Source organism: Tistrella bauzanensis, from assembly GCF_014636235.1.
In the GTDB taxonomy this organism is placed as follows: domain Bacteria; phylum Pseudomonadota; class Alphaproteobacteria; order Tistrellales; family Tistrellaceae; genus Tistrella; species Tistrella bauzanensis.
Genome location: NZ_BMDZ01000004.1, coordinates 103,620 through 115,623, shown reverse-complemented (window position 1 = coordinate 115,623; position 12,004 = coordinate 103,620). Strand labels below are relative to the sequence as shown.

Annotated in this window: 9 protein-coding genes and 1 pseudogene; all 10 read right to left on the bottom strand. The window is 68.5% G+C overall.

Going from position 1 to position 12,004, the window contains the following annotated elements; translation table 11 throughout:
* Positions 1–22 precede the first annotated feature (22 nt).
* A complete protein-coding gene (locus IEW15_RS03335; RefSeq protein WP_188574882.1) occupies positions 23–169 on the bottom strand; it encodes a hypothetical protein in 147 nt (48 codons plus the stop codon).
* A 123-nt stretch (positions 170–292) separates the two neighbouring features.
* Positions 293–439: a hypothetical protein gene (locus IEW15_RS03330; protein WP_188574879.1), complete on the bottom strand. Its 147-nt coding sequence runs from the start codon at positions 437–439 to the stop codon at positions 293–295.
* A 350-nt stretch (positions 440–789) separates the two neighbouring features.
* Entirely contained in the window at positions 790–2,115 is a 1,326-nt protein-coding gene (locus IEW15_RS03325; RefSeq protein ID WP_188574877.1) for a cytochrome c, read from the bottom strand.
* Entirely contained in the window at positions 2,112–2,696 is a 585-nt protein-coding gene (locus IEW15_RS03320) for a (2Fe-2S)-binding protein (RefSeq protein WP_188574875.1), read from the bottom strand. Before IEW15_RS03320 ends, IEW15_RS03325 begins: the two co-directional genes overlap by 4 nt.
* Entirely contained in the window at positions 2,693–5,542 is a 2,850-nt protein-coding gene (locus IEW15_RS03315) for a xanthine dehydrogenase family protein molybdopterin-binding subunit (protein ID WP_188574873.1), read from the bottom strand. Before IEW15_RS03315 ends, IEW15_RS03320 begins: the two co-directional genes overlap by 4 nt.
* A gap of 54 nt (positions 5,543–5,596) precedes the next feature.
* Positions 5,597–6,772 (bottom strand): mechanosensitive ion channel family protein, encoded by a 1,176-nt coding sequence (locus tag IEW15_RS03310; RefSeq protein WP_188574872.1) that lies wholly within the window; start codon positions 6,770–6,772, stop codon positions 5,597–5,599.
* 3 nt (positions 6,773–6,775) lie between these two features.
* On the bottom strand, positions 6,776–7,930 hold the full coding sequence (locus IEW15_RS03305; RefSeq protein ID WP_188574871.1) for a zinc-dependent alcohol dehydrogenase: 1,155 nt from the start codon (positions 7,928–7,930) through the stop codon (positions 6,776–6,778).
* Between the two features lie 28 nt (positions 7,931–7,958).
* Complete coding sequence (locus IEW15_RS03300) at positions 7,959–10,304, bottom strand: xanthine dehydrogenase family protein molybdopterin-binding subunit (protein ID WP_188574868.1); 2,346 nt, start codon at positions 10,302–10,304, stop codon at positions 7,959–7,961.
* Positions 10,301–11,392 carry an FAD binding domain-containing protein gene (locus IEW15_RS03295; RefSeq protein WP_188574959.1) on the bottom strand — a complete coding sequence of 364 codons (1,092 nt, stop codon included), beginning with the start codon at positions 11,390–11,392 and terminating at the stop codon, positions 10,301–10,303. Before IEW15_RS03295 ends, IEW15_RS03300 begins: the two co-directional genes overlap by 4 nt.
* Positions 11,393–11,489: 97 nt before the next feature.
* A pseudogene (locus tag IEW15_RS03290) lies at positions 11,490–11,972 on the bottom strand ((2Fe-2S)-binding protein); the annotation flags it as partial.
* Between the last annotated feature and the right edge of the window lie 32 nt (positions 11,973–12,004).

Genomic DNA, 12,004 nt, shown 5'->3' with positions numbered 1-12,004 from the left:
TCGGTGCCATGCGCGGCTGGTATCAGGACGCGATCAAGAACTTCGGCCCCGAGAACAAATCCGACAATGCCTCGGCATCGCGCATATCATCGCAGGTCAGAATCGGGGCCTGCCAAACCTTGCGGGAGGGATTGATCTGCGGCAGATCGGGTGTGTCGATGGTGGTCATTGTCTGGATCCTCTGGCTGGCGCGGTGTCGTGTGCCATGGGCGAAAAGCCTAGCTGGCGTGGTGGCCGGCTGTCAAATCACCCGCCTGATCCACGCATCCGCACAACGATATCATGGCGTGTCTCAAGACAGGATCAGTGATCTCGGCCCGGACAGCAGGTCCAGCAACGACTCGGCGTCGCGGAGATCGTCGCGGGTCAGAACCGGCGCATGCCACAGCTTGCGGGCCGTATCGGGCTGCGTCTGATCGGAATTGATGGTGTCGGTCATATAACCGGGTTCCTTTCACGGGTCCGGGTTCTCTCGATCGGTCCGATGACCGGTGGCCATGTCACCAACCTGCCACTGGACATGAGGGGGGGAAGGTAATGGCAGGCGAAGTGGCCTGTCAATTCATCCCGTCGGTGGTGGACCGGGCGCGGCCCTTGCCTGACAGCCACTGTGTAGACGTGGGTCGTCCAGACGAAAAGGCCGGAAGGCACGGGATGACGGGCAGCAGGCGCATGATGGCGCCGACGGACAGACCACATATCAACACGGCCGAGGTCGTGCCCGAGGTATCCACCGCGTCGACGCTGCTGGATGGCGATACCGAGGCGCTGTTGACCGGCCGGCCGCCGTTAATCGTCGTCGATCTCCGCCACATCCGCCGCGGTCACGTCGGCGGGGCGGCCGCCCCAGCGGGTGCGGAGGTAATTGACCAGCGTCGCCATCTCGTCGTCGCTCAACCGGTCGCCGAAGGGCGGCATTTCCTGAAGCCGTTCCTGATTGGCCAGTCGGCGGGCCGGCACGCCGTCGCGGATGATCTTCACCAGATTGATCGGGTCGTCGAGCATCGCGGTGGTGTTGGTGGCAAGCGGCACCGAGGCATGGGGATGGCCCTCGCCATCGGTGCCGTGGCAGCCGGCGCAGAGGCCGGTATACAGCCGGTGGCCGTCGTCATCGCCCGGTGGTGGCCCAGGTGGTGGCCCAGGTGGTGGCACGCCATCCGGCGTCGGGGCTGCCGGCCTGCCGCCGCCGGCCGCGTCGCCGTCGATCAGATAGCCGGCCATGGCGGCGATGTCGGCATCGGTCAGGAAGCGGGTGGAATGGTTCAGCACCGGATACATCCGGAAGGTCATGGTGCCCTGCGGGGCCAGCCCGGTTGACAGGAAGGCTTCCAGATCCGGCCGGGTCCAGCCGCGCGCGGCCAGGCCGTCGGCGCTGATATCGGGGGCGAGTGCGCCCTCGATCACCTCGCCCTTCAGAGGTCGGTCGTCGTCCCTCGCATAGGCGAGGTTGCGGGGGGTGTGGCACTCGCCGCAATGGCCCAGCACCTCGACCAGATAGCGGCCGCGCCGCCAGTCCTGGGAGGCGCCCTCCGCATGACCGGCCCCCGGGGCGACGTCGTCCTCGTCGTCGGGCCGGAACACCATGTTCCACAGCGCGATCGCCGGGCGGATGTTGAACGGGACCATCATCTCGGCCGGTCGGTCGGGTTTCTCCACCGGCGGCCGGCTCATCAGATACAGCCACAGCGCGTCGACATCGGCGCGGGTCATGGCATGGTATGAGGTATAGGGCATGGCCGGGTACAGCCGGGTGCCGTCGGGCATGATGCCATAGGCAAGGCTGCGATACAGGTCGTCGGCCGACCAGCCGCCGATGCCGTGATCGGCCGATGGCGTGATGTTGCTGCCATAGATGGTTCCGAACGGGGTTTCCATCGCCAGCCCGCCGGCATAGGCCAGATCATCCTCGGATGTGTGGCAGGCGGCACAGTCGGCGGCGCGGGCGACATAGCGGCCGCGCGCCACCAGCTCGGCGCGGCCGTCATCGTCCAGCTGGTCGAAATCGACAGTCGCCTCGGGGATCGGGCCGGCGCCCGACAGCGCGAAGACCGCACCCGCGCCCGCCACCACCACCACGGCACCGGCGATCAGGGTGATGCCAAGCCAGCGTTTCATGGCGCATCTCCCTCACGGCCACCCGGCCGGGCGGGGCCATCCACCGTCAGGCCCGGCGTCGACAGGATCACGTCCTTCACCGCCGTCAGATAGCGGACATAGCCGGTGCAGCGGCAGATATGCCGGTTCATGCCGTCCAGCACCACCTGTTCCACATCTGCCCGATTCACCGGTTCGCGGGCCAGCCGCTCGATCAGCACCGTGGCGCCGTTCACGAAACCGGGCGTGCAATAGCTGCACTGGAACGAGAAATGCTCAAGATAGGCCTGTTGAATGGCCGACAGCGCCGTCACCGTGCCGGCATCGTCGCGGGTGGCGTGGCCCTCGATGGTGCGGATGCGGGCGCCGTTCAGATAGGCGGCGCCGGTGATGCAGCTTGCCACCGCCTCCGAGCGGCCGTCGGGATGATCGATGATGATCGTGCAGGCCCGGCACACGCCCTGGCCGCAGCCATAGCGGGTGCCGGTCAGGTTCAGATATTCCTGCAGGAATTCCAGCATCATCAGATCCTGTGGCACCTCCACCGGCCCCACCGGGCGGCCATTCACGGTCAGGCTGACGGCTGTGGTGGCGATGGTCATGACAGCACCTCGCGGATCTTATCGGCGGTGACCGGCAGGTCGCGGAACCGGTGGCCGATGGCATGCGCGACGCCGTTGGCGATCGCGGCCACCACCGGGATCATGGTTACCTCGGCGATGCCTTTCGGCGGATCGGACGGCGACAGCGGCGGGATCACCTCGCCGGTCTGGCGCCACACCGCGACATCGGCCGCGCGCGGCAGGCGATAGCGGTTGAAATTCCAGGTGCCGTTGCCGGGGCCGTCCTCATAGAGCGGCAGGTCTTCGTACAGCGCATGGCCGATGCCCATGGCGATGCCGCCCTGCAACTGGCCCGAGACCAGCTCGGGCACGATCATGTTGCCGCATTCCATCCAGGAATGATGCGACAGCAGGGTCACCTCGCCCGACCCGCCGTTGACGGCCAGTTCCACCAGGGTCGCCACCGGCGCGTAATAGACCACGGCGGCGTTGTTGCGCTGAACCGGCGGATAGAACACCCGCCGGCGCGGCTGAAAGGCATAGCCGGCGTCGCTCATCCGCGCGCGGCGGCCGGCCGGCGCGCCCTCGCCCCAGCGCAGCGCCAGGGCATCGATCGGCCAGCGTACCACCTCGCCATCCAGGTCGAATTCGGCCTCGGTCCAGGCCCAGCGGTTGAAGGTATGTACCACCGTGCCGGTCACCAGCCCCATGGCATGGGCGCGCGCGGCCAGCCGGTCGAGCGACAGCGGCTCCAGCGACAGCGCCCGCAGCATCCCGCCCTGCCAGACCGCGTGGCGGCGATCCACCGCCAGCGGCGCCGCCTGACCGCCGCCGATGCCCTCGCGCCAGATCGACAGCGCCGCCGGCCACAGCCCGCGTTCGAACAGCACCCGTGCCGCCTCACGCGTTGCGTGCGACAGATAATAGGCCGAATTCGAGGCGCTGCGCGGCGAGGTGATCCGGGGCACCCAGTGGGGATCGCGCGCCCGCTGGTCCTGATCCTCCTGGGTCATGCTATAGGGTTCGTCATTCGAGGTCAGCGGCAGGTTCGGCCAGTCGATCACCGCGAAATCGGCGTCATCGGCCGGGCGCCCCAGCCAGTCGGCCACCACCAGCATCTGCGACGAGGTGGAGCCGTTGCCGATTTCGGTGCAGACATGACGCAACAGGATCCGGCCCTCGGGGCTGACCTCCACCTGGGCGATCGCGGCCTCGGCGCCGGTGCCGTAATCCTTGTGCACACAGGCAAAGCCGACACCATAGTGATAGCCGGGACGATCGGCCTCATACTGGCGCTTGCGATCGGCGCGGCCCGTCCACAGCGGGTGGGCGGCCGCGCGGTCCAGCAGTTCATGCGCGCGGATCGATCCGGCCGGAATGGCGCCCTGCGTGTTCTTCATGCCGGCGCGCAGCACGTTGCGCCGGCGCAGCTCGATCGCATCGATCCCCAGCTCGTCCGCCACCTCGTCGACCAGCATCTCGGTCGTGGCCATCGATTGCAGGGTGCCATAGCCGCGCATCGACCCGGCGGTGGGGGCGCGCGATGCCTCCATCCGCACCGCCAGATCGCTTTTGGGCAGATAATAGATCGATTGCAGCGCCGACGCCGCCACCTGGCCCACCGATGCGCTGAAATTGGCCCGCCCGCCGCCATCGCCGGTCAAGGCGCTGCGCAGGGCCAGAAACCGGCCGGTCTCGCGGTCGACCGCCAGCGTGGTGTCGATGGCGAAGGGATGGCGCTTGATCGCGCTCTGGAAGTGCTCCCATCGATCCAGCGCCATCCGCACCGGCCGGCCGTCGCCATAAAGCGCCGCCATGGCGACGTAATAGGGGAAGGAATGATGTTCCTTCTGGCCATAGCCCACCGTATAGCCGGGATGGAACATCAGCCCGTTCAGCGCGAACCGGCTGCCCCTGACCATGGTCATGATGTGATCGGCATTGGTATAGGGCGACTGGGTGCCGGTCACCACATGCAGCCGGCCGCTCGCCGGATCGTACCAGGCGTTGCCGTTATCGGTTTCCATCGCCGCCGGATCGACATATTGCGAGGAAAACCGCCGCCGGATGACCAGATGTCCATCCTGTGGCGTGTCGATGTCGCGGGCGATCTCGCCCGCCCAGTACATCGCCTGTTCGGGCGGGCCGCCGCTCTGGTTCCGGTCGGGCCACGCCTCGCCGCGGTTCTGCACCGATGGCATCAGCAGGGTGTTCTTCAGGGCCGAGAACCGGTCCGGATCATAGGGCGTGGCGCCGCCGACCCGGACATAGCGCGCGCGGCCATAAGGGTCGCGCTGCTGGATGCCGGTTTCGCGGCCATAGCGCACGGCGCGGTGGTCGAACTGCACCAGCCGCTTCGCCGCCCGGAAGCGGGCATAGTCGTGATAGATCAGCAGCGCCACCGGATGGCCCAGAAACACCGGCGTCTCGCCGCGCGCCAGCAGCAGATCGCCATAGAAGTCGCGCTCCGGCATGGTGACGCCATCGGCCTTCAGATCGGCGTCGCGCACGATCCGGTCGGGCGCCAGATCGTCGGGCAGCATCGACAGGTCGATATCCTCGAAAACCCGGTCGGCGCGGGTCGCGCGGATCAGGAAGCCGTGGGCCTGTTCGTCCGGCCAGCCCGGCATGTCGCGGGCGCGGATGTCGATGGCGAACACCTTGTCGCCGATGACCTTGGTGATGCCGTCACGACGGAACCGGATGCGGCCGGCCTCGTCCAGCCAGTGCGGCGGCTGGGCGACCCTGGCATCGGCCATGGCGCCAAGCGCGCGGTGCAGCGGGATGACGGCCGCGGTGACACCGGCGGCGGCGGCGGCCTTCAGGAACGAGCGGCGCGAGATGTCGGCGGGCCGCGGGGTCAAACGGTGCGGGATATCGGGCATAAGGGGCGGGGACTCCCTGTGGTCATGGCGGGACGGGGCGTGTCCGGTGCTGCATCACTGTCGTCGGCCCAACCTTTCCATGGCCGCGTCCGTCAGTGGTTCCTGGCCCTCCACGGGCGCGGCGCGGCCCTTGTCCTCGCCATTGGCATGGCCGCGCGGGAACAGGTCGCTGCGCAGGCGCGGCATTGCGTCCGGGCATTCCTGCTGCATCCAGACCAGCATCTTCTCGCGGATCTCGCAGCGCAGATCCCAGGCGGTGGGCGAATTGCTGGCACTCATCAGCGCGCGGATGGTCACCGTGCGCTCGGTGGTGTCGATCACCTGCAACACCCGGACATTGCCGTCCCATAATTTGCTCTCGTCCAGAAACGCGTTCAGCTTCAGGCGCATGCGCTCGAACGACATGCTGTAATCCACCTGCCAGACCACCGATCCGATGATCGCGGCGTTATGGCGGGTCCAGTTCTGGAACGGTTGCTGAATGAAATACGACAGCGGCAGCACCAGTCGTCGCCAGTCCCACAGCCGGATCACCACATAGGTCGAGGTGATCTCCTCGACCCAGCCCCATTCATTCTCCACCACCACCGCGTCTTCCAGCCGGATCGGCTGGGTGATGGCGATCTGGATGCCGGCGATCAGGTTCGACAGGATCGGCTGTGCGGCAAGACCGAAGATGATGCCGGCGACACCGGCCGATGCGAACAGGCTGACACCGAACTGACGCACCGACGGAAAGGTCATCAGCATGGCGGCGACGGTCAGCACCACGACCAGGCCGATGACCACCCGTTGCAGCAGCATCAACTGGGTGCGGTGCTTGCGGGCCAGCAGGTTGTCGGCGACATCGATCCGATAGCGGCGCTTGTTGATGTCGACCACGGTCTGCACGATGGTGATCGCGATCCAGCCGATCAGCCCGATCACGCCCAGTTGCAGCACCCGGGCGATGATCACGCTCTGGCTTTCCTCGGGCGCCACCTCGGGCGCCACGGCGCGCAGCGCCAGCAGGATCAGCGCCAGCCGCACAGGCCCCTTCAAGCGCCGGATCATCTCGGTGCGCAGGCCGATGCCGGTATGCGGGATCACCAGCCGCAGAACGCGGAAGAACAGCCGGTGGGCGATCAGGGCCAGCCCGATCGCCACCACCAGCAACATCAGGGCACCGGTGCCGGCCGGCATCGATGCCGCCAGCGCCGCCAGCCATTCAGGGGTCTGCAGGCGGTCCACCGTTCATCGACCCGGACTGCCGTCACCGCCGGATGCCGCCCCGGTGCCGGGGGTCAGCGCGACCTTCAACCAGCCATCGCCCTGGCTGTCGAAGGCCTTGTAGGCATCGATCGCCGACAGGATCGGCCGGTGGCGGGTCAGCACCTTCGCCGGGTCGACCGCGCCGCTCTGCACCAGATCGATCAGCCGTGGCAGATAGCGGCGATGGTTGCAGTTGCCCATGTTGATGGTGACATTGCGGTTCATCGCCTGGCCGATGGGGAAGGTGCGGATCTGTGGCGGGTAGACGCCGATGATCGCCAGCGTGCCGGCCTTGGCCATGGCGGGGATCGCCCAGTCCAGCACCTGGGTGCTGTCGGCGCCGGGCGGACTGCCGGGCGCTGCGGCATCCACGCCCACCGCGTCGATCACCCGGTCGGCGCCGATGCCGCCGGTCAGGGCGCGGATCGCCTCGACCGGGTCTTCCTCTTCGAAATTCACGATCTCGGCACCCTGGGCGCGCGCCGCCTCCAGCCGGTCGGGCAGGCGGTCGACCGCGATCACCCGTTCAGCCCCAAGCAGACGGGCCGAGATGATCGCGAACTGGCCGACCGGCCCGCAGCCGAACACCGCCACGGTGTCGCCCTCGGTGATCTCGGCGATGTCGGCGCCGAAATAGCCGGTGGGGAAGATGTCGGACAGCATGATCGCCTGATCGTCGCTGATCCCGTCGGGCAGCCGCATCAGCCCGACATTGGCATGGGGCACGCGGGCATAGTCGGCCTGCAACCCGTCGAACGGCCCGGTCTGTTCCGGTCCGCCGAAGAAGGCGGTGCCGGCCTGCGGCCCATTGGGATTGGCTGTGTCGCATTGCGCCAGATAGCCCGACCGGCAATAAGCGCACCAGCCGCAGCCGATGGTCGACGGGATCACCACCCGGTCGCCGACCTTCAGGTTGCGGACGTCGGCGCCCAGTTCCTCGACGATACCGATCCCCTCATGGCCCAGGATCGTGCCGGGCTTCATGCCCGGCATGGTGCCGCGCACCATATGCAGATCGGTGCCGCAGATCGCGCTGGTGGTGATGCGCACGATCGCGTCGGTCGGGCTGCGCAAAGACGGCTCGGCGACCTCGTCCAGCCGGATGTCGCCGATATCGTGGAACACAACGGCTTTCATGATGGGATATCCTCGGTCTGTCGGTGTGTCAGGTGGTGGCGTCCGGGCGGGCGGGCGCGGTGGCGACGAACAGCCGGTCCGGCCGGATCGGCAGCCGGCGCTGGCGTCGCCCGGTCGCATGATGAACGGCATTGGCGATCGCGGCGGTCATGCCGACATTGCCAAGCTCGCCCAGACCTTTGATGCCCGACGGGTTGCCGGCGGTGTCGTGCTCGGGCATCAGGATGACGTCGACCGCGCCGATATCGGCGTTGACCGGCATCAGATAATTTTCAAGATCATGGTTCACGACCCGCGCCGCCCGGTGGTCCAGAACCGTTTCCTCCATCAGCGCGGCCGACAGGCCCCAGATCATCCCGCCCGACAGTTGGCTGCGGGCGCTCAGCGGGTTCATGATCCGGCCGGCGGCGAAGGCGCCCACCATCCGTGGCACCCGGATATCCAGGGTGCGGCGGTGGATGCGGATTTCCGCGAACACGGCACCCATGGCATGGCGGGCCAGGTCGCCCGAACCGCCGCCGCGCATCGGCGTGCCGCCGTGGCGCAGTTTATCGACGGCGTCGGGTTTCATGCCGTCGGGCACGAATTCGCCCAGATGGTCGATGGCGGCGATGCCGGCCGCGGCCATGGCGTCGTGCAGGCTCATCGACGGGCCATGGGCGGTGACGCGGCCGTCCTTCAGGTCCAGCGATGTCGCATCCATGCCGGCGAAGGGGCCGGCGCCGGGGGCGGTCAGCCGGGCGAACAGATCGGCGCGCACCGCGTCGCAGGCTTTCGAGATGGCCGAACACACACTGGCGGTGGAATTGGATCCGCCTGAAACCGGCGCCGGCGGCAGGTCGCTGTCCCCGACCTGGATGGTCACGGCATCCAGCGGCGCGCCCAGACATTCCGCCGCCATCTGGCTGGCCACCGTGCGCAGGCCGGTGCCGATCTCGTGGCTGGCGGTATCCACCAGCACCGCGCCCGATGACAGCAGCCGCACGCGCGCGGTGGCGGCGGCGATGTTGGCCGGATACACCGCACTGGCGCAGCCCATGCCCACCAGCCAGTCGCCATCCTGCATCGATCCGGGGCGCGGGTCGCGATCGGCCCAGCCGAAAGCCAGCGACGCGGCATCATAGCAGGGCATCAGCATGCGGCTGCTATAGGCCCGGTTGGTCAGCGGATCGATCAGGGTGTCGTTGCGGCGCCGGAAATCGATCGGGTCCATCGACAACGCCTCGGCCATCTCGTCCATGGCGCTTTCCAGCGCGAACAGATAGGGCGTCTCGGGCGGCGATCGCATATAGCCGGGCGTGGCCCGGTCGGCCCGCACCAGATCCAGCCGGGTGGCGACGCTGCCATAGCCATACAGGCGGCTGGTCACCGAATTGCCGCCGACCAGATACGGATCGGCGCGTGAGGTCACCTCGGCGCCGTTATGGACAAAGCCGGTGATCCGCGCGTCGCCATCCACCGCCATGCGGATCGTCTGGCGGGTTTCCGCGCGATAGGTGGTGGTGGTGAAGCCCTGGGCGCGGGTCGCCACGCAGCGCAGCGGCCGGCCGACATGACGGGCGGCAAAGGCAATCAGCGCCGTGCGGCCGGTCATCGGCCCCTTGCCGCCGAAGGCGCCGCCGACATAGGCCGACACCACCCGCACGCGGCCCGGATCGATGCGCAATTGCCGGGCCAGTTCGTGGCGCCAGCCGTTCACGTTCTGCGACGGATCATGGACCGTCAGATGATCGCCATCCCAGACCGCGGTGGTCGAGAACAGCTCGATCGCATTGTGGTGCTGGGTGGGGGTTTCGTAATCGGCCTCCAGCACCCGCGCCGCCGTGGCGAAAGCGGCATCGACATCGCCCATCGCCGGATCGCGGCGGCCGGCGGCATCTTTGGCGGCCACGGTTTCGGCGCCGGGGCTGTCGAAGCCGGTTGAGGGTTCCTCGGTCTCATAGTCAGGCCGCAGCAATGCCGCCGCCTCGTCGGCGATCTCGGGCGTCTCGGCCACCACCACCGCGATGATCTGGCCGTCATGCCGGATCATCCGATCATGCAGCGGCGCCATCGACGATGCGGCGACCCCGAAGCGCGGTGTCTCCATCCGGCCAGCCACGTCTTCATGGTTCAGCACGCCGATCACGCCGTCAAGCGCGGTCGCGGCGGTGGTGTCCAGCCGCAGCAGCCGGCCACGGGCGATGTCTGCGGTCACCAGCACCGCATGGGCCAGCCCGGCAATCGGCGTGTCGGCGGGATAGGTGGCGCTGCCGGTCACCTTGGCGCGCCCATCCACGCGCGGCGCCGGGGTGCCGATCGAACGGGGCGCCGCCGGGCGGGGCTGGCCGCCGGCTGCCGGGTCGGGGGTGTCGGTGGGGTCGCGCGGGCTCATGATCGTGCCTCATCGCTGGTGGCAGGCCGGCCCGAGGGGTGCGGCACATCGGAGGGGGGCGGCAAATCGCGGGCCGCCAGCAGGGCGCGGGTGATGGCGGCGATGCCCAGATCGCGTTTGAAGGCGTTGTCGGGGCGCAGCGCCGCGCCGGTGAAGGCCGCGACGGCGGCGGCATTGGCGGCGTCCTCGGTCAGCACCTCGCCCTTCAGCAGCGCCTCCGATGCCGGCAGCCGCCAGGGCACGGTCGCGACCCCGCCCAGGGCCAGCCGCACCTCGCGGACATGGCCGGTGGCGTCCAGGTCCAGCGCACAGGCCACCGACACCAGCGCGAAGGCAAAGGATGCCCGGTCGCGCAGTTTCACGAACACCGACCGTGCCGCCCAGGCCGGCGCCGGTATCTCGATGGCGGTGATCATCTCGCCGGGCGCCAGCGTGGTCTCGACATCGGGCCGGTCGCCCGGCAACAGGTGCAGATCGGCGATCGGCAATGGCCGTCTGCGGCCGTCGCTTCCCACGATGTCGAGCACCGCATCCATCGCCATCAGCCCTTGGGCGAAATCGCCGGGATAGCTGGCGATACAATGGCGGCTGGTGCCCAATATCGCCAATTGCCGGCTGCAGCCATCGATCGCGGCACAGCCGCTGCCGGGCGCGCGCTTGTTGCACGGCCACGAGGTGTCGCGGAAATACATGCAGCGGGTGCGTTGCAGGATATTGCCGCCCAGGCTTGCCATGTTGCGGATCTGCGGGCTGGCGGCCAGTTCCAGGGTCTGAGCCAGCATCGGCAGGCGTCGGCGCAGCAGCGGATCGGCGGCGGCCTCGGCCATGCGGGTCAGCGCCCCCAGCCGCAGCATGTCGGGCCGGGGCCGGGTGATGCCGCGCCGGGCATGTGCGGGATCGTCGGCCGCATCCTCCGCCGCGTCCAGATCCAGCAGCCGGCCGGGTGTCGCCACGCCCAGATGCATCAGATCGACCAGATTGGTGCCGCCGGCGATGAACTGGCCTCGGTCGGCCCCGGTCGGCGCCGCGGGCGGCCTTGCATCCGGGCCGCGCCCGGTTGTCGCGGGTTCAAGCTGGAACGGCTGCATCATCCACCTCCACCGGCTGCGGGGCGGCGCCATCCACCGTGTCGTCGGCGGCAATATCGCGCCCGGCGCCAGCGGCCCGCATCGCGGCACCCCCTGCGCGCACGGCGGCGACGATGTTGGGATAGGCGGCGCAGCGGCACAGATTGCCGCTCATATGGTCGCGGATGGCGTCGTCGCCGCGATCGGCATGGCCTTCCTCGACACAGGCGATCGCCGACAGGATCTGGCCGGGCGTGCAATAGCCGCACTGGAAGGCGTCGTGATCGATGAAGGCCTGTTGCATCGGGTGCAGCGGCGCGTCGTCATCGGCCAGCCCCTCGATGCTGGTGACCGACCGGCCGTTCATACGAGCCACCAGGGTCAGGCAGCCAAGCACCCGCCTGCCGTCGACCAGCAGCGTGCAGGCGCCGCACTGTCCGTGATCGCAACCCTTCTTGGCGCCAGTCAGCCCCAGATGGTCGCGCAGCGCATCCAGCAGGCTGGTGCGCGGGTCGACGGTCAGTTGCCAGTCCTTGCCATTCACGGCCAGGGTCATGGATATCGTGCGGGGGGCATGCGTCGCGGGTGTTCGGGCGTCCATCGGCAGGGCTCCTGTGGCGGCGGCTCAGGGCG

What these genes read in the sequence shown, in the direction of transcription:
- IEW15_RS03335 (WP_188574882.1), bottom strand. Translation starts at nt 169, where the DNA reads ATGACCACCATCGACACACCCGATCTGCCGCAGATCAATCCCTCCCGC.
- IEW15_RS03330 (WP_188574879.1), bottom strand. Translation starts at nt 439, where the DNA reads ATGACCGACACCATCAATTCCGATCAGACGCAGCCCGATACGGCCCGC.
- IEW15_RS03325 (WP_188574877.1), bottom strand. Translation starts at nt 2,115, where the DNA reads ATGAAACGCTGGCTTGGCATCACCCTGATCGCCGGTGCCGTGGTGGTG.
- IEW15_RS03320 (WP_188574875.1), bottom strand. Translation starts at nt 2,696, where the DNA reads ATGACCATCGCCACCACAGCCGTCAGCCTGACCGTGAATGGCCGCCCG.
- IEW15_RS03315 (WP_188574873.1), bottom strand. Translation starts at nt 5,542, where the DNA reads ATGCCCGATATCCCGCACCGTTTGACCCCGCGGCCCGCCGACATCTCG.
- IEW15_RS03305 (WP_188574871.1), bottom strand. Translation starts at nt 7,930, where the DNA reads ATGAAAGCCGTTGTGTTCCACGATATCGGCGACATCCGGCTGGACGAG.
- IEW15_RS03300 (WP_188574868.1), bottom strand. Translation starts at nt 10,304, where the DNA reads ATGAGCCCGCGCGACCCCACCGACACCCCCGACCCGGCAGCCGGCGGC.
- IEW15_RS03295 (WP_188574959.1), bottom strand. Translation starts at nt 11,392, where the DNA reads ATGCAGCCGTTCCAGCTTGAACCCGCGACAACCGGGCGCGGCCCGGAT.